General features: G+C 62.3%; 17 protein-coding genes. 15 read left to right on the top strand and 2 right to left on the bottom strand.

Annotated features, from left to right (window positions below):
• Nucleotides 1-29: 29 nt before the first annotated feature.
• Both CCOS865_RS17120 and CCOS865_RS17125 read left to right on the top strand, forming a co-directional pair.
• Nucleotides 30-1,355 (top strand): MFS transporter, encoded by a 1,326-nt coding sequence (locus CCOS865_RS17120; protein WP_119142947.1) that lies wholly within the window; start codon nt 30-32, stop codon nt 1,353-1,355.
• 162 nt (nt 1,356-1,517) lie between these two features.
• Nucleotides 1,518-1,919 (top strand): type II toxin-antitoxin system MqsA family antitoxin, encoded by a 402-nt coding sequence (locus CCOS865_RS17125; RefSeq protein ID WP_119142949.1) that lies wholly within the window; start codon nt 1,518-1,520, stop codon nt 1,917-1,919.
• Nucleotides 1,920-1,988: 69 nt separating this feature from the next.
• On the opposite strand, the gene CCOS865_RS17130 is transcribed toward CCOS865_RS17125, so the two are convergent.
• Nucleotides 1,989-3,653: an electron transfer flavoprotein-ubiquinone oxidoreductase gene (locus CCOS865_RS17130; protein WP_119142951.1), complete on the bottom strand. Its 1,665-nt coding sequence runs from the start codon at nt 3,651-3,653 to the stop codon at nt 1,989-1,991.
• A gap of 544 nt (nt 3,654-4,197) precedes the next feature.
• Here CCOS865_RS17130 and CCOS865_RS17135 point away from each other — a divergent pair.
• From CCOS865_RS17135 to CCOS865_RS17175, 9 genes are all read left to right on the top strand, one after another.
• Entirely contained in the window at nt 4,198-4,947 is a 750-nt protein-coding gene (locus CCOS865_RS17135) for an electron transfer flavoprotein subunit beta/FixA family protein (protein WP_119142953.1), read from the top strand.
• On the top strand, nt 4,948-5,877 hold the full coding sequence (locus tag CCOS865_RS17140) for an electron transfer flavoprotein subunit alpha/FixB family protein (protein WP_119142955.1): 930 nt from the start codon (nt 4,948-4,950) through the stop codon (nt 5,875-5,877). It begins immediately after the preceding gene.
• Between the two features lie 78 nt (nt 5,878-5,955).
• On the top strand, nt 5,956-6,777 hold the full coding sequence (locus tag CCOS865_RS17145; protein WP_119142957.1) for a substrate-binding periplasmic protein: 822 nt from the start codon (nt 5,956-5,958) through the stop codon (nt 6,775-6,777).
• A gap of 10 nt (nt 6,778-6,787) precedes the next feature.
• Entirely contained in the window at nt 6,788-7,141 is a 354-nt protein-coding gene (locus CCOS865_RS17150) for a DUF4398 domain-containing protein (protein ID WP_119142959.1), read from the top strand.
• The gene (locus tag CCOS865_RS17155) at nt 7,138-7,947 is read left to right on the top strand and encodes an OmpA family protein (RefSeq protein ID WP_119142961.1); all 810 of its coding nucleotides are present in this window, start codon (nt 7,138-7,140) and stop codon (nt 7,945-7,947) included. The genes CCOS865_RS17150 and CCOS865_RS17155 overlap by 4 nt, the downstream gene beginning before the upstream one ends.
• 174 nt (nt 7,948-8,121) lie before the next feature.
• The gene (locus CCOS865_RS17160; protein ID WP_119142963.1) at nt 8,122-9,564 is read left to right on the top strand and encodes an aminotransferase-like domain-containing protein; all 1,443 of its coding nucleotides are present in this window, start codon (nt 8,122-8,124) and stop codon (nt 9,562-9,564) included.
• Between the two features lie 61 nt (nt 9,565-9,625).
• Nucleotides 9,626-10,117, top strand: a complete 492-nt coding sequence (locus CCOS865_RS17165; RefSeq protein WP_119142965.1) for a hypothetical protein — start codon at nt 9,626-9,628, stop codon at nt 10,115-10,117.
• 126 nt (nt 10,118-10,243) lie between these two features.
• The gene (locus tag CCOS865_RS17170) at nt 10,244-10,498 is read left to right on the top strand and encodes a YkgJ family cysteine cluster protein (protein WP_119142967.1); all 255 of its coding nucleotides are present in this window, start codon (nt 10,244-10,246) and stop codon (nt 10,496-10,498) included.
• 33 nt (nt 10,499-10,531) lie between these two features.
• The gene (locus CCOS865_RS17175; protein WP_119142969.1) at nt 10,532-11,137 is read left to right on the top strand and encodes an START domain-containing protein; all 606 of its coding nucleotides are present in this window, start codon (nt 10,532-10,534) and stop codon (nt 11,135-11,137) included.
• Nucleotides 11,138-11,219: 82 nt separating this feature from the next.
• On the opposite strand, the gene gltA is transcribed toward CCOS865_RS17175, so the two are convergent.
• The gene (gltA, locus tag CCOS865_RS17180) at nt 11,220-12,509 is read right to left on the bottom strand and encodes a citrate synthase (RefSeq protein ID WP_119142971.1); all 1,290 of its coding nucleotides are present in this window, start codon (nt 12,507-12,509) and stop codon (nt 11,220-11,222) included.
• 351 nt (nt 12,510-12,860) lie between these two features.
• On the opposite strand from gltA, the gene sdhC reads away from it, so the two are divergent.
• From sdhC to CCOS865_RS17200, 4 genes are read left to right on the top strand one after another with little or no spacing between them, the layout of a single operon-like run.
• Entirely contained in the window at nt 12,861-13,247 is a 387-nt protein-coding gene (sdhC, locus tag CCOS865_RS17185; protein ID WP_119142973.1) for a succinate dehydrogenase, cytochrome b556 subunit, read from the top strand.
• The gene (sdhD, locus tag CCOS865_RS17190; RefSeq protein ID WP_119142975.1) at nt 13,241-13,609 is read left to right on the top strand and encodes a succinate dehydrogenase, hydrophobic membrane anchor protein; all 369 of its coding nucleotides are present in this window, start codon (nt 13,241-13,243) and stop codon (nt 13,607-13,609) included. Before sdhC ends, sdhD begins: the two co-directional genes overlap by 7 nt.
• 3 nt (nt 13,610-13,612) lie before the next feature.
• Complete coding sequence (gene sdhA / locus CCOS865_RS17195) at nt 13,613-15,385, top strand: succinate dehydrogenase flavoprotein subunit (protein ID WP_119142977.1); 1,773 nt, start codon at nt 13,613-13,615, stop codon at nt 15,383-15,385.
• A gap of 11 nt (nt 15,386-15,396) precedes the next feature.
• A complete protein-coding gene (locus tag CCOS865_RS17200; protein ID WP_119142979.1) occupies nt 15,397-16,101 on the top strand; it encodes a succinate dehydrogenase iron-sulfur subunit in 705 nt (234 codons plus the stop codon).
• Nucleotides 16,102-16,228 lie beyond the last annotated feature (127 nt).

Raw genomic sequence — 16,228 nt, forward strand, 5'->3', positions numbered from 1 at the left:
TGCGCTTTGCCGATCTGCGGAAGCCTGTCATGACTGCCACCGATACCGCTCGCCCGTCCCGGTTTACCCGTGGCGACCACCGGACCCTGGGCCTGGCGGCGCTGGGCGGCGCGCTGGAAATCTACGATTTCATCATCTTCGTGTTCTTTGCCCTGACCCTCAGCCAGCTGTTCTTCCCGCCCGAGATGCCGGAATGGTTGCGCCTGCTGCAAAGCTTCGGGATCTTCGTCACCGGCTACCTGGCGCGGCCGCTGGGCGGCATCCTGATGGCGCATTTTGCCGATCACCTGGGGCGCAAGCGGGTGTTCAGCCTGAGCATCCTGATGATGGCCCTGCCGTGCCTGCTGATCGGGGTCATGCCGACCTACGCCGACATCGGCTATGCCGCGCCGCTGATCCTGCTGGCCTTGCGCATCCTGCAGGGCGCGGCGGTGGGCGGAGAAGTGCCGAGTGCCTGGACCTTTGTCGCCGAGCACGCGCCCGATGGCCGCCGTGGCTATGCCTTGGGCTTCCTGCAAGCGGGCCTGACCTTTGGCTACCTGCTCGGCGCCCTGACCGCGACCCTGCTGGCAAAAGTCTTCACCCCGCAGGAGATCCTCGACTACGCCTGGCGTTATCCGTTCCTGCTGGGTGGCGTGTTCGGCGTGATCGGCGTGTGGCTGCGCCGCTGGTTGAGCGAGACGCCGGTGTTTCTCGCCTTGCGCGAACGCCGTGAGCAGCCGGTGGCATTCCCGCTGCGCCGAGTGCTCAGCGAGCACCGCCGGGCGCTGGTACCGGCCGCGCTGCTGACCTGTGTGCTGACCTCGGCGGTGGTGGTGCTGGTGGTGATCACGCCGACGGTCATGCAACAGCGCTTCGGCATCGCGGCGGGGCATACCTTTGCCTTGAGCAGCGTCGGCATCGTGTTCCTGAACATCGGCTGCGTGCTGGCGGGCTTGCTGGTCGATCGCCTGGGCGCCTGGCGCGCGCTGAAGATCTACAGCCTGTTGTTGCCGGTAGGGATCGGTGCGCTGTACGCCGGCCTGGTCGGTCAGTGGAGCCTGCTGTGGCCCGCGTATGCGCTGGCCGGGCTGTGCTGCGGGGTGGTGGGTGTGGTGCCGTCGGTGATGGTCGGGCTGTTCCCGGCCGAGATCCGCGTCTCGGGCATTTCGTTCACCTACAACGTCGCCTACGCGCTGTGGGCCAGCACCACGCCGCTGGCGCTGATCGCCCTGATGCCGTGGAGCCCATGGGTGTGTGTCGGCTTTTGTCTGGTCATGGGCATGGTCGGCCTGCTCACGGCGGTGTATTTCAAGGGGCGCGAGACGTTGGCGTATGCAGCGCAGGGACTGCCGGTCATGTGTGCTGACAAATGACGCGCTAGGGCGTTTGGGGTGATGGGGCAGACTTCCGGGTGAGGGTTATTGAAATAACCTATTTGCCAAATTTAACCTGGAAGGTTAATTTCTCATGGAAAAGAGAACGCCTCATTGCTCGCTGGCGCGCGTGCACGCATTTCTGGAAGCGGGAGCTGTGAAATGAAATGTCCTATGTGTGGAGGGGCGGAGCTGGTTGCGCAGAGTCGAGACGTGCCCTATCGCTACAAAGGTGAGTCAACGGTGGTGCCCGATGTGTTTGCGCAGTACTGCCCAGAATGCGGCGAGTCGGTCCTTGGGATGGATGAAGCCGCACGCGTCAGTGGTGTGCTGATGGCTTTCAATCGCCAAGTCAATGCAGCGGCGGTAGACCCTTCATTCATCACCTCCGTACGCAAGAAGTTCGATCTGGATCAGCGTGAAGCCGCAGAGATTTTCGGCGGTGGCGTGAACGCATTTTCCCGCTATGAGAATGGCAAGACCCGGCCACCGGTGGCCTTGGTCAAGCTGTTCAAACTCCTCGATCGCCATCCGGAGCTGTTCGAAGAAGTCAGGACCGCCTGACCCGGCCCTGAACGAAAAAGCCCCCTGACCTCGCGGCCAGGGGGCTTTTTTCATGCTGCAGGGCAGGGCTTACATGTTCGGGTAGGTCGGCCCGCCGGCGCCTTCAGGGGTGACCCAGGTGATGTTCTGGGCCGGGTCCTTGATGTCGCAGGTCTTGCAGTGCACGCAGTTCTGCGCGTTGATCTGGAAACGCTTGGCGCCATCGTCCTGGGTGACCACCTCGTAAACCCCGGCCGGGCAGTAACGCTGGGCCGGCTCGTCGTAGAGCGGCAGGTTGCTGGCGATCGGGATGTTCGGGTCGGTCAGCTTCAGGTGGCAGGGTTGTTCCTCTTCATGGTTGGTGCTGGAGAGGAACACCGAGCTCAACTTGTCGAAGCTCAACTTGCCGTCTGGCTTGGGGTAGTCGATCTTCTTCGAGTCGGCGGCCAGCTTGAGGCAGGCGTAGTCCGGCTTGGTGTCGCGCAAGGTGAACGGCAGCTTGCCGGCGAACCAGTTCTGGTCGATGTAGTTGAATGCACCGCCGAACAGTGGGCCGAACTTGTGCAGGGCCGGGCCGAAGTTGCGGCTGGCGAACAGTTCGTCGTGCAACCAGCTGGCCTTGAACGCCTCGACGTAGCTGTTGAGCGCATCACCGCCCTCGCTGCCGGCGATCAGCGCATCGGCCACGGCGTCGGCCGCGAGCATGCCGGACTTCATCGCCGTGTGGCTGCCCTTGATCTTGGAGAAGTTCAAGGTGCCCAGGTCGCAACCGATCAGTGCGCCGCCATTGAAGACCATCTTCGGCAGTGAGTTGTAGCCGCCCTTGCTGATGGCCCGGGCGCCGTAGCTGATGCGCTTGCCGCCTTCGAGGTACTGGCTCATCACCGGGTGGTGCTTGAGCCGCTGGAATTCGTCGAACGGCGACAGGTAGGTGTTGGAGTAGGACAGGTCGACGATCAGGCCGACCACTACCTGGTTGTTTTCCAGGTGATAGAGGAACGAGCCACCGGTGTTCTCGCTGCTGACCACGTCTAGCGGCCAGCCGGCGGTGTGCACCACCAGGCCTTGCTCATGCTTGGCCGGGTCGATTTCCCAGATTTCCTTGAGGCCGATACCGTAGTGCTGGACGTCGGACTCGCTGTCGAGGTCGAAGCGCTTGATCAGCTGCTTGCCGATGTGGCCACGGCAGCCTTCGGCGAACAGGGTGTACTTGGCGCGCAGCTCCATGCCCGGGGTGTACAGGCCGTCTTTCGGATTGCCTTCGCGGTCGACACCGAGGTCGCCGGTGACGATCCCGCGGACCACGCCGTTGTCGTCGAACAGCGCTTCCTGGGCAGCGAAGCCCGGGTAGATCTCGACGCCGAGGTTTTCTGCCTGCTGGGCCAGCCAGCGGCACAGGTTGCCCAGCGAGATGATGTAGTTGCCGTGGTTGTGCATGGTCTTGGGCACGAACAGGTCCGGCACCTTGACGGCGCTGCCCGGGTCCTTGAGCACATAGATGTCGTCGCGCTTGACCTCGGTGTTGAGCGGCGCGCCGAGTTCCTTCCAGTCGGGGAACAGTTCATTCAGCGCGCGCGGCTCGAACACCGCGCCGGAGAGGATGTGGGCGCCCACTTCGGAGCCTTTCTCGACCACGCAGACGCTGATCTCGCTACCGGCTTCGGCGGCCTTCTGCTTCAGGCGGCAGGCGGCGGACAGGCCTGCCGGCCCAGCGCCGACAATGACCACGTCGAATTCCATGTATTCGCGTTCCACAGGTTCTCTCCTACTCAAGGCTCATCGCTGTTGCTTGTCTTGTGGGTGACGGGTAGCCACTCGCCGCTATCTATGCTGTAGCTTTGCGAAAAACCGACTACACCGTTTTGTCTTGGCGCGCATTATATCTACACCACTCGGCGGGTCCAATACAAACGTTTGTTTGAATTTGCCGGAGCCCAGTAAAATCACAGGGACGCGGCTGGACGCTGGCCGATTTGCCGTATTGACCGGGATGGGTGTTACGGTCAAGATACGAGCGGTTTTACGCTCGCCGTAGGCTGACCGTCGGGCGCAGGAGCACCCCTAAAGACCAGGCGTAGAGCAGGGTTTTCAGGCTGAAACCCGTTATGTAGTGGAGTTTACACGCCACCACAGAAAATGACTCGCGGGTTTTGCCGCGCGGGGTCGTAACAAGACTGATTGGTCATTGTGAAGATCGCCCGCCCTGGAACGTTTTTAGAGGTGCCCTTGTACCCACGCGCAATCGCCGGGCTTTTGCCCCCAGGCGACATTCTTTTCACCGGAGAGTAACGAGGAATCCATGAAGGTTCTTGTAGCTGTCAAACGAGTGGTCGACTACAACGTCAAGGTTCGCGTCAAGGCGGACAACTCCGGCGTCGACCTTGCTAACGTCAAGATGTCCCTCAACCCCTTCTGCGAAATCGCCGTCGAAGAGGCCATCCGCCTGAAAGAGAAGGGCATTGCCACCGAGATCATCGCCGTGGCCGTTGGCCCGACTGCCGCCCAGGAGCAACTGCGCACTGCGCTGGCCCTCGGCGCCGACCGCGCGATCCTGGTCGAGACCAGCGACGAGCTGAACTCGCTGGCCGTGGCCAAGGCGCTCAAGGCCATTGTCGACAAGGAGCAGCCGCAGCTGGTGATCCTTGGCAAGCAAGCCATCGACAGTGACAACAATCAGACCGGCCAGATGCTCGCCGCGCTGACCGGCTTCGCCCAAGGTACCTTCGCCTCCAAGGTGGAAGTGGCTGGCGACACGCTGAATGTCACCCGCGAAATCGATGGCGGCCTGCAGACCGTCGCGCTCAACCTGCCGGCGATCGTCACCACCGACCTGCGCCTGAACGAGCCGCGCTACGCGTCGCTGCCGAACATCATGAAGGCCAAGAAGAAGCCGCTGGAGACCGTGACGCCAGACGCGCTGGGCGTTTCCACCGCCTCCACCACCAAGACCCTGAAAGTAGAAGCGCCGGCTGCTCGCAGCGCAGGTATCAAGGTCAAGTCGGTGGCTGAACTGGTCGAGAAACTGAAGAACGAGGCGAAGGTAATCTAAATGACTATCCTGGTTATCGCTGAACACGAGAACGGTGCCGTTGCCCCGGCTACCCTGAACACCGTTGCCGCGGCCGCCAAGGTCGGTGGTGACGTCCACGTACTGGTCTCTGGCCAAGGTGTTGGTGGCGTTGCTGAAGCTGCCGCCAAGATCGCTGGCGTGGCCAAGGTGCTGGTCGCGGACAATGCCGCATACGCTCACCAGCTGCCCGAGAACGTCGCGCCGCTGATCGTCGAGCTGGCCAAGGGTTACAGCCACGTGCTGGCTCCAGCCACCACCAATGGCAAGAACATCCTGCCGCGCGTTGCTGCGCTGCTCGACGTCGACCAGATCTCCGAGATCATCTCGGTCGAGTCGGCCGACACCTTCAAGCGCCCGATCTATGCCGGTAACGCCATCGCTACCGTGCAGTCCAGCGCTGCCATCAAGGTGATCACCGTGCGTACCACCGGTTTCGACCCGGTGGCCGCTGAAGGTGGCTCTGCTTCGGTTGAAACCGTCGCCTCCGCGCACGATGCCGGCAAATCGAAGTTCGTCGGCGAAGAGCTGGCCAAGTCCGATCGCCCTGAGCTGACCGCTGCCAAGATCGTCGTTTCCGGCGGCCGCGGCATGGGCAACGGTGACAACTTCAAGCACCTGTACGCCCTGGCCGACAAGCTCGGCGCCGCCGTCGGTGCCTCGCGCGCCGCAGTCGACGCAGGCTTCGTGCCGAACGACATGCAGGTTGGCCAGACCGGCAAGATCGTCGCCCCGCAGCTGTACATCGCGGTCGGCATCTCCGGTGCGATCCAGCACCTGGCTGGCATGAAAGACTCCAAGGTGATCGTCGCGATCAACAAGGACGAAGAGGCACCGATCTTCCAGGTGGCCGATTACGGCCTCGTGGCGGACCTGTTCGAAGCGGTTCCAGAGCTGGAAAAGCTGGTCTGATCCGGCTGCTTCACTTATAAAGAAGCCCGGCCCTCATCGCGAGGGCCGGGCTTTTTTTATGGCTGCAAGGAGTAGCGCATGAAGTATCGCGGAACGGCCACGGCATTGGCCTGCCTGGCAGTGTTGCTGTCGCCGCTGGCAGTGGCGGCGGGCAAGTGCGAGCGCCTGGTGGCCACCGGCAGCCCGGATGCGCCACCGTATTCCTGGCAGGACCCGCAAGACCCTCGGCACCTGATCGGTGCCAACGTCGACCTGCTGCGCCAGGTGGCGGCCGAGCTGGGGGTGAAGGTCGAGGTGCTGCACGCCGGCAAGCGCGAGCAGGCCCTGGAAGAGGTGCGCAGCGGGCGCATGGACCTGCTGCTCGATACGCCCCTGCAAGTCGGCCAGTTGACCGCCTTCGACTATATCCACCCGGCCCTGCAGTTGAACGAGTACCTGGTGTGGACCCGGCACGACGGCAATGTGCTGTTCGAGGGGCCGGCCGACCTTGCGCAGTACCAGGGCAGCCTCTCTGAAAAAGCCCGCCTGACCCCGGCCTTCGAGGCCTTCGCCAAGGGCCAGCTCAAGCTGCAGCCGGCGCAGAACCTGACCCAGGCGTTCCAGAAACTGGTGCTCGGTCAGGTCGACTATGTGCTTGCCGGGCGCTACTCGGGCATGGCCATGGTGCAGGGCCTGGGCATGGCCAATGACCTGGTTGCCCGCGGCCTGCCGGTCGACCGCCCGGGCTTGTACCTGGCCGTGTCGCACAATTCGGCCTGCAACGACGCCTGGTTACGCGGACAACTGGCCCAAAAGCTGACAGAATTGCCGATCTCCGGTGCGTCCGAGGCTGTCCTGCAACGTAATGTCGAGCGCTGGAAGGCGCAGATGCAGGCACCGCTGGACGCCCCCAAACAGTAGGAAGATTGTGTTGAGAATCCAACCCTTGATCCTGGCCCTGGCCGTTATCGGCCTGGCCGGCTGTGCCAATGACCCGGCGCCCAATGAACAGCTGCGCTTGTCCGAGCAGGCGCTGGAACAGGCCAAGGCCGTCGGTGCCACCGACCAGGTCGAAGCGCTGAAACTGGCTGAAGACAAGCTGGCCCGGGCGAAAAGCAACCTGGTCACCGAAGACTACCGCGATGCGCGCATGCGCGCCGAGCAGGCCGAGCTCGATGCCCGGCTGGCCGAGGCGCAGGTGCTGAACCACAAGAGTGAAGAGCAGCTCACCCTGCTGCAGTCGCGCGTCAAGCGCTTGCGCAAGCAGCTGGAGGTGCAGCCATGATCCGCGCCAAACCTATCGCCGCCATGGCGCTGCTGGCGCTGGTCGGCTTGCAGGGCTGCGCCAGCCAGCGCAGTGAATCGGCACTGGACGACGCCGCGGCGGCGTTCCAGAAGGTCAAGGACGACTCCGACGTGCTGCGCAGTGCGCCGCGCGACGTGATCCGTGCCGGCGAGTCGCTGGCCCGCGCCGAGCGCTTGTCCAGCTACATCGGCACCGGTGCCGACGTGCGCCACTACGCCTACCTCAGTCAGCGCTACAGCGAGATCGCCGGTCAGCACGCCAAGCTGGCGCTGAACCAGGAGCGTATCGCCAAGCTCGACCTGGAGCGTCAGCGGCTGCAATTGGCCCTGCGTGAGGCCAAGTTGGTCAGCGTGCAGCAGCAAGGCAAGTGGGTCGAGGCGCAGATCAATGCCTTGGCGTCCGAGCAAAGCGATCGGGGCCTGGTGATGACCCTGGGTGACGTGCTGTTCGACACGGGTCGTGCCGACCTGAAGAACTCTGCCAGCCGCACGGTGCTCAAGCTGGTCCAGTTCCTCCAGCTCAATCCGCGTCGTGTGGTGCGTATCGAAGGCTACACCGACAGCACCGGTGCGCCGGAAGACAACCTCAAACTCTCGCGTGATCGCGCCCAGGCCGTCGCTGACATGCTGGTCGACCTTGGGGTCGACGAGAAGCGCATTGAAGTCGAAGGGTACGGTGACCAGTACCCGATCGAGGCGAATGCTTCGGAGCGGGGCAGGGCGCAGAACCGTCGAGTCGAGATCGTCTTCTCGGACGACAAGGGCAAGCTCGCCGCACCGCGGTGAGTCGCTGAACAACCGGGGCCGCACCGCGGCCCCGTGCTCTCTCGACGCTGGTCATGCCACTGTAATGTCGACTATTCTGCAATCTGTCCCCGTACACTTTGCAACTGTTCCGGTATCCTGCCTGGCAGTGAGTCGCACAATAACAACGACCCGTCCGCGCTTCGAGAATCCGCCATGACCAACCTGCTGCTGTACCAGCGCATCGCCCAGCAACTGGCCGATGACATCCGTCGGGGTGTCTACCAGCCAGGCGAGCGCGTGCCGTCGGTGCGCAAGATGAGCGCCCAGCTCAACGTCAGCCACGCCACGGTGCTGCAGGCCTACGCCAACCTCGAAGACCAGGGCTTGATCCGCGCGCGCCCGCAGTCGGGCTACTACGTCCACCAGACGCCGGCGCTGACCGCGCAGACCCCGGACATCGCCCGGGTCGAGCGCCCGGGATTGGTCACCCGTGCGACCATCATCCAGCAGGTCCTGACCGAGGCGCGTCGCGATGGCGTGTTTCCGTTTGGCGCGGCCGTGCCGCACGTGGACTACCTGCCGGTCCGGGCCCTGCATCAGCAGTTGGCCAAGGTCACCCGGTTCCATAGCCCGCGGGCATTCAGTTACATGTTCAGCCCCGGTTTCGAGCCACTGCGCCGGCAGATCGCCATCCGCATGCGTGATGCCGGGGTGCTGGTCGATCCGCGTGAAGTGATCGTCACCCATGGCTGTGTCGATGCGCTGCAAATGTCACTGCGCGTACTGACAAGGCCCGGTGACCTGATCGCAGCCGAGTCGCCGACCTATTACGGCTTGCTGCAGTTGGCTGACCTGCTGGGCTTGAAAGTCATCGAGATCCCCAGTGACCCCTCCACCGGGATCAGCCTCGAAGCCCTGCAGCTGGCGGCTAACCAGTGGTCGATCAAGGCCCTGGTGCTGACCTCGCGGTTGAGCAATCCGCTGGGCGGGACCATCCCTGAAGAGCGCCAGAAACAGCTGCTGCGCCTGGCCTCGGATTTCGACATCCAGATCGTCGAAGACGATATCTATGGCGAGCTGATGTTCGAGCAGGGCCGTACCAAGGCCCTCAAGGCCTTTGACCGGCTGGATCGGGTGATCTATTGCTCGAGCTTCTCCAAGACCCTGTCGCCCGGCGTACGGGTCGGCTGGATGATCGCGGGGCGGTACCAGGCCGAGATCCAGCGCCTGCAGACCTTCACCACGCACTCGGCGTGCAGTGTGACGCAGATGGGGGTGGCGGCTTACCTGGAGAACGGTGGCTATGACCGCCACTTGCGTTTCATTCGCCAGGAGTACCGCAAGAACCTCAGTGCCTATCAGTTGGCGGTGCAGCAGCACTTCCCCGAGGGCACCCAGATGACCCGGCCCACAGGCGGCTTCATCCTTTGGGTGAGCCTGCCGGGGCGGGTCAATACCCAGGACCTGCACGTGCGGGCACTGGAGCAGGGCATCAGCATCGCGCCCGGTCTGATCTTCAGCAACACCGAGCAGTTCAACCATTGCATCCGCCTGAACTGCGGCATCCCCTGGAACAAAGAGGCCGAGCGCGCAGTGATCACCCTCGGCCTGTTGGCGCAGCAATTGTGCAAAGAGACTAGCGGTTCACTGTTCTAGTCTTGCCTAATGGCGGCGGAACAGAGAGCATACGCCTCTTTCTGCCGTGTTCCTGAAGTCCATGAAACCGTTGCGCGTGCTTGCCTTGCTGCTCTGCCTCGCGCCGCTGGCCCTGTCCAGCGGCATGCTGCAGGCTGCCCAGCCGGCTGAGCCGGTCAAGAGTGCGCCTGCCAAGGCGGCTGCCAAGCCTGCCCCTGCGGCGGCGAAAAAGCCCGCCGCCAAGCCCGCTGCACGTAGCAAGGCCAAGGCCACTGCCAAGGCCAAGGCCAAGCGCAAGGCGGTGAGCAAGGCGGTGGCCAAGCCGCTGCCCAAGGCCAAGCTGGACCTGAGCCTGCCGGTGGGCATGGTCGACAATCTCGAGCCAGAAGTGGACGTCTTGTCGCCACGTCGCAAGCCGTTGCTGCCGTCGATGTTCCCGCAGACGCCACCGCCCGATGACAGCCCGTTCCAGCTCAATGGGCGGCTGATCAGCAACGAGATGCAGCTGCAGCTGCGCAACGACAGCCGCCGCGATGTCGAAGGCGCGGCGATCGACTTCGAATTCCGCCAGTGATCACACGCAGTCATAACTGACTGCAGGGTCACGGCGGATTTCATCCGGCCAGCAATTTCAAACAAATGTTTGAGCGGTTACTATCCAGGGACGTTCGTCCCGTTTCGCTCCAGGGAGTCCTACTTGATGAAATGCCGTGAGGGCTGCGGTGCCTGCTGCATTGCCCCTTCCATCAGCTCGCCGATGCCGCGTATGCCTCAAGGCAAGCCGGCGGGTGAGCGTTGCCTGCACCTGACTGCGGCCAACCTGTGCGAGTTGTTCGGCAAGCCCGAGCGCCCGCCGGTGTGCGGTGGCTTCATGGCGGATGTGGAAGTGTGCGGTAGTGACAGTGACGAGGCGATCAGGCTTCTTGGCTGGCTGGAGCAGATGACGGCGGCGTGACACGTTGGATCTTCGACAATAAGGATAAAGATGATGAGATCGTTCAAGCGTATTGCACTGCTGTGTGGTCTGGGTGTCGTGCTGGCCCCGGCGGCCTGGGCCGAGGCCTGGGAGGTGGCCAAGGACGAGCAGGGGATCAAGATCTCCCTCAGCGAAGTGGCGGGCTCCAAGTACAAGGCCTACAAGGGCGTGACTGTGATCAAGGCGCCATTGGCCAAGGTCCGGGCGCTGCAGGAGGATGTGGCGGGCGCCTGTGCCTGGGTCCATGAGTGCAAGTCGCAGAAGCTGCTCAAGCACGAGGGTGACCAGAGCTGGACCTACACCCAGTTCAATACCCCGTGGCCGGTCACGCCGCGTGATTCGGTCCTGCATGTCACCACGGTCGAGGGCGCCGACGGCAGCCTGACGCGTACGCTCGAAGGGCAGCCCAAGTACCTGCCGGAAGAAAAGGGCTTTGTTCGCGTGGCGCAGGTACAGGGCTTCTGGAAGCTGGTGCCCAAGGGGGACACCACAGAAGTGACCTACCAGGTGCACACCGAGCCGGGCGGCAGCGTGCCGTCGTTCGTGGCCAACAAGTTCGTGGTCGATGCGCCGTTCAATACCTTGCAGGCGTTGCGCGAGCGCGCTGAGAAGCCCTGATTCATCCGGCTGGCCGGTGCTGTAACGAAAAAGGCTGCCCGAGGGCAGCCTTTTTGCGCATTCAGCATCGGTGAATCAATGCTTAGGTGCGATCCGTCAGGTTGACGATATCGCGCTGCGCTTCGCCGGTGTACAGCTGGCGCGGACGGCCAATCTTGTACGGGCTGGAGAGCATTTCTTTCCAGTGCGAGATCCAGCCGACGGTCCGCGCCAGGGCGAAGATCACGGTGAACATGCTGGTCGGAATGCCGATCGCCTTGAGGATGATCCCCGAGTAGAAGTCGACGTTCGGGTACAGCGAGCGCTCGATGAAGTACGGGTCGGTCAGGGCGATCTCTTCGAGACGCATGGCCAGCTGCAGCTGCGGGTCGTTCTTGATGCCCAGCTCGCGCAGGACTTCGTCGCAGGTCTGCTTCATCACGGTGGCGCGCGGGTCGCGGTTCTTGTAGACCCGGTGACCGAAGCCCATCAACTTGAACGGATCGTTCTTGTCCTTGGCCTTGGCGATGAAGGCGTCGATGTTCGAGACATCGCCAATTTCATCCAGCATGGTCAGTACGGCTTCGTTGGCGCCGCCGTGTGCCGGGCCCCACAGTGCGGCGATGCCGGCTGCGATACAGGCGAACGGGTTGGCACCCGACGAACCGGCCAGGCGCACGGTCGAGGTGGAGGCGTTCTGCTCGTGGTCGGCATGGAGGATGAAGATCTTGTCCATGGCCTTGGCCAACACCGGGCTGATCGGTTTGATCTCGCACGGGGTGTTGAACATCATGTGCAGGAAGTTTTCCGCGTACGACAGGTCGTTGCGCGGATACATCATCGGCTGGCCCATGGAGTACTTGTAAACCATCGCGGCCAGGGTCGGCATTTTAGCGACCAGGCGCACCGCGGAGATTTCGCGGTGTTGCGGGTTATTGATATCCAGGGAGTCGTGGTAGAACGCCGACAGGGCGCCGACCACACCGCACATCACCGCCATCGGGTGAGCGTCGCGGCGGAAGCCGTTGAAGAACGACTTCAGCTGCTCGTGGACCATGGTGTGGTTCTTCACGGTGCTGACGAACTGTGCCTTCTGCTCGGCATTCGGCAGTTCGCCGTTGAGCAGCAGGTAGCAGGTCTCGAGGTAGTCCGATTGCTCGGCCAGTTGCTCGATCGGGTAGCCGCGGTGCAGCAGCACACCTTTGTCACCATCGATGTAGGTGATCTTCGACTCGCACGAGGCGGTCGCCATGAAACCTGGGTCGAAGGTGAAGTGACCAGTAGCCCCCAACCCGCGGACGTCGATTACATCGGGACCAACGGTGCCGGTTAAAATGGGCAGCTCGACGGGGGCAGCGCCCTCGATGACCAACTGCGCTTTTTTGTCAGCCATGTGGCCTCCTATTAATGCTAGAAATCATCAGACAGACCCCCCACGCAGGGCCCGCACCACTATAGAGGGATAAATTCAGATGTCAATTTGCCTAAAGGCTGGTTGAAAGGCCCTCTAAGGCCTGATTTTTCTCGAAATTGTCGCCCATTTACGCCTTTTGCCGGCTAAAGGCAATGCGCTATTTGGGCTAGCCCGTCACGTTGTCATAAGCAGCCTAACTGTCTATACTCGGCAGCCGACCGCCAGGGGCTTGCAAGCCCGAACTGCTGGGGGTCGCCGTTCCCTGGGTGGTGGGTACCTGACCAGTACACTTACCAACAACTTTGCCCTGTTAGCTAGGGGCTCTTCAGTGTGAAAAAAGCCGTGAAAAGCCAACGACCTGTAAACCTAGACCTAAGGACCATAAAACTCCCCATTACCGGCGTTACGTCGTTCCTCCACCGTGTATCCGGCATCATCCTCTTCCTCGGCCTTGGCATCATGCTCTACGCATTGAGTCAGTCGCTGAGCTCCGAAGAAGGTTTCGCCGAGGTGAAGGCATGCTTGACCAGTCCGCTGGCCAAGTTCGTAGCGTGGGGCCTGCTGTCCGCATTGCTGTATCACCTGGTGGCGGGCGTGCGCCACCTGATCATGGACATGGGTATCGGTGAGACGCTGGAAGGCGGCAAGCTGGGCTCGAAAATTGTCATCGTCATTTCCGTGGTGGTGATCGTTCTTGCGGGAGTTTGGATATGGTAACCAACGTCACGAACCTGTCGCGTTCGGGCCTCTATGACTGGATGGCGCAGCGCGTATCTGCGGTCGTTCTCGCGGCTTATTTCATCTTCCTGATCGGCTACCTGGTGGCGCACCCTGGCATCGATTATGTCCAGTGGCACGCTCTGTTCTCCCACAATGCGATGCGGATCTTCAGTCTGCTGGCCCTTGTTGCCCTCGGCGCTCACGCCTGGGTCGGCATGTGGACCATTGCCACCGACTACCTGACGCCGATGGCGCTCGGCAAGTCGGCGACTGCTGTTCGTTTCCTGTTCCAGGCGGTGTGTGGCGTTGCGATGTTCGCCTACTTCGTCTGGGGTGTGCAGATTCTCTGGGGTATCTGATTCATGGCTATGATTCCAACGATTTCTTTCGACGCCATCATTGTTGGCGGCGGCGGAGCCGGCATGCGCGCTGCGCTGCAGCTGGCACAGGGCGGTCACAAGACTGCCGTGATCACCAAGGTCTTCCCGACCCGTTCGCACACTGTATCCGCCCAGGGCGGCATCACCTGCGCCATCGCTTCGGCTGACCCGAACGACGACTGGCGCTGGCACATGTACGACACCGTCAAGGGGTCGGACTACATCGGTGACCAGGACGCGATCGAATACATGTGCCAGGAAGGCCCAGCTGCGGTGTTCGAGCTGGACCACATGGGCCTGCCGTTCTCGCGTACCGAAACCGGCCGTATCTACCAGCGTCCGTTCGGTGGCCAGTCCAAGGACTTCGGCAAGGGCGGCCAGGCCGCGCGTACCTGCGCAGCCTCCGACCGTACCGGTCACGCACTGCTGCACACCCTCTATCAGGGCAACCTGAAAGCCGGTACCACCTTCCTCAACGAGTACTACGCGGTTGACCTGGTGAAGAACCAGGACGGCGCGTTCGTCGGTGTGATCGCGATCTGCATCGAAACCGGCGAAACCCTGTACATCAAAGCCAAGGCCACCGTACTGGCCACTGGCGGTGCAGGCCGTATCTACTCGTCGACCACCAACGCCCTGATCAATACCGGCGACGGTATCGGCATGGCCCTGCGTGCCGGTGTACCGGTGCAGGACATCGAGATGTGGCAGTTCCACCCGACCGGCATCGCCGGCGCTGGTGTACTGGTCACTGAAGGTTGCCGTGGTGAAGGTGGTTACCTGATCAACAAGCACGGCGAGCGCTTCATGGAGCGTTACGCGCCAAACGCCAAGGACCTTGCCGGTCGTGACGTGGTGGCCCGCTCGATGGTCAAAGAGATCATTGCCGGTAACGGCTGTGGCCCGAATGGCGACCACGTGATGCTCAAGCTCGACCACCTCGGCGAAGAAGTGCTGCACAGCCGCCTGCCAGGTATCTGCGAGCTGTCCAAGACCTTCGCCCACGTCGACCCAGTGGTCGCGCCGGTGCCGGTCGTACCGACCTGCCACTACATGATGGGCGGCGTTGCCACCAACATTCATGGCCAGGCCATGACCCAGGACGCCGAAGGCGTCGACCACATCATCCCGGGTCTGTTCGCCGTGGGTGAAGTGGCGTGCGTATCGGTTCACGGCGCCAACCGCCTGGGCGGCAACTCGCTGCTCGACCTGGTGGTCTTCGGTCGCGCTGCTGGCCTGCACCTGGAAAAAGCGCTGTCCGACGGCATCGAGTACCTCGACGCCAGCGACACCGACATCGAAGTCGCCCTGAGCCGTCTGAACAAGCTCAACGAGCGCACTGACGGTGAAGACGTCGCCACCCTGCGTCGCGAGCTGCAAAGCTGCATGCAGAACTACTTCGGTGTATTCCGTACCGGCGAATACATGCAGAAGGGTATCGAGCAGCTGGCCCAGCTGCGCGAGCGTATCGCCAACGTCAAGATCAGCGACAAGTCCCAGGCCTTCAACACCGCGCGTATCGAAGCGCTGGAGCTGCAGAACCTGCTGGAAGTTGCTGAAGCCACGGCGATCGCTGCAGAAGTGCGTAAAGAGTCGCGCGGTGCTCACGCCCGTGAAGACTTCGAAGATCGTGACGATGAAAACTGGCTGTGCCACACCCTGTACTTCCCAGGTGAGAAGCGGGTTGCCAAGCGTGCAGTCAACTTCGCGCCGAAGACCGTGCCGGCGTTCGAACCAAAAGTCCGGACTTACTAAGGGTGGCCGCTATGTTGCAAGTCGAAGTTTATCGTTACAACCCGGATACCGACTCGGCACCTAAAACCCAGGTGTTCCAGGTCGACACCGGTGGCAAGGACCTGATGGTGCTGGACGTACTGGCACTGATCAAAGAGCAGGACGAGGGTTTCTCCTACCGTCGCTCCTGCCGCGAAGGTGTTTGCGGTTCCGACGGCATGAACATCAACGGCAAGAACGGCCTGGCGTGCATCACGCCGCTGTCCGCTGTCGTAAAACGTAACAAGTTGGTCGTGCGTCCGCTGCCAGGTTTGCCGGTAATCCGTGACCTGGTCGTCGATATGAGCATCTTCTACAAGCAGTACGAGAAGGTGAAGCCATTCCTGCAGAACGACACGCCGGCTCCGGCCATCGAGCGTCTGCAGTCGCCGGACGAGCGCGCCAAGCTGGACGGTCTGTACGAGTGCATCCTGTGCGCTTGCTGCTCGACGTCCTGCCCGTCGTTCTGGTGGAACCCGGACAAGTTCCTCGGTCCAGCCGCTTTGCTGCAGGCCTACCGCTTCCTGGCCGACAGCCGTGATACCAAGACCCAGGAGCGCCTGGCGTCCCTGGATGACCCGTTCAGCGTATTCCGCTGCCGCGGGATCATGAACTGCGTGAACGTTTGCCCTAAAGGTCTGAATCCGACCAAGGCAATCGGCCATGTACGTAACATGCTGCTGCAAAGCGGCACCTGATTCAACGCTGTTGCAAGTGCAAGACACCGAGATGCGGGTGGTGAGCCCGCATTGAGGTGAAACCCGAGCCAGGGCCCACAAGGCCTGCGCTCATTACCTATGAAGATATGAGACCAGCAGGGGCTTC

The sequence above is a fragment of the Pseudomonas reidholzensis genome (assembly GCF_900536025.1).
Classification (GTDB): domain Bacteria; phylum Pseudomonadota; class Gammaproteobacteria; order Pseudomonadales; family Pseudomonadaceae; genus Aquipseudomonas; species Aquipseudomonas reidholzensis.

What these genes read in the sequence shown, in the direction of transcription:
- CCOS865_RS17155 (WP_119142961.1), top strand. Translation starts at nt 7,138, where the DNA reads ATGATCCGCGCCAAACCTATCGCCGCCATGGCGCTGCTGGCGCTGGTC.
- CCOS865_RS17200 (WP_119142979.1), top strand. Translation starts at nt 15,397, where the DNA reads ATGTTGCAAGTCGAAGTTTATCGTTACAACCCGGATACCGACTCGGCA.
- sdhA (WP_119142977.1), top strand. Translation starts at nt 13,613, where the DNA reads ATGGCTATGATTCCAACGATTTCTTTCGACGCCATCATTGTTGGCGGC.
- sdhD (WP_119142975.1), top strand. Translation starts at nt 13,241, where the DNA reads ATGGTAACCAACGTCACGAACCTGTCGCGTTCGGGCCTCTATGACTGG.
- gltA (WP_119142971.1), bottom strand. Translation starts at nt 12,509, where the DNA reads ATGGCTGACAAAAAAGCGCAGTTGGTCATCGAGGGCGCTGCCCCCGTC.
- CCOS865_RS17160 (WP_119142963.1), top strand. Translation starts at nt 8,122, where the DNA reads ATGACCAACCTGCTGCTGTACCAGCGCATCGCCCAGCAACTGGCCGAT.
- CCOS865_RS17165 (WP_119142965.1), top strand. Translation starts at nt 9,626, where the DNA reads ATGAAACCGTTGCGCGTGCTTGCCTTGCTGCTCTGCCTCGCGCCGCTG.
- CCOS865_RS17175 (WP_119142969.1), top strand. Translation starts at nt 10,532, where the DNA reads ATGAGATCGTTCAAGCGTATTGCACTGCTGTGTGGTCTGGGTGTCGTG.
- CCOS865_RS17135 (WP_119142953.1), top strand. Translation starts at nt 4,198, where the DNA reads ATGAAGGTTCTTGTAGCTGTCAAACGAGTGGTCGACTACAACGTCAAG.
- CCOS865_RS17170 (WP_119142967.1), top strand. Translation starts at nt 10,244, where the DNA reads ATGAAATGCCGTGAGGGCTGCGGTGCCTGCTGCATTGCCCCTTCCATC.
- CCOS865_RS17145 (WP_119142957.1), top strand. Translation starts at nt 5,956, where the DNA reads ATGAAGTATCGCGGAACGGCCACGGCATTGGCCTGCCTGGCAGTGTTG.
- CCOS865_RS17125 (WP_119142949.1), top strand. Translation starts at nt 1,518, where the DNA reads ATGAAATGTCCTATGTGTGGAGGGGCGGAGCTGGTTGCGCAGAGTCGA.
- CCOS865_RS17120 (WP_119142947.1), top strand. Translation starts at nt 30, where the DNA reads ATGACTGCCACCGATACCGCTCGCCCGTCCCGGTTTACCCGTGGCGAC.
- CCOS865_RS17140 (WP_119142955.1), top strand. Translation starts at nt 4,948, where the DNA reads ATGACTATCCTGGTTATCGCTGAACACGAGAACGGTGCCGTTGCCCCG.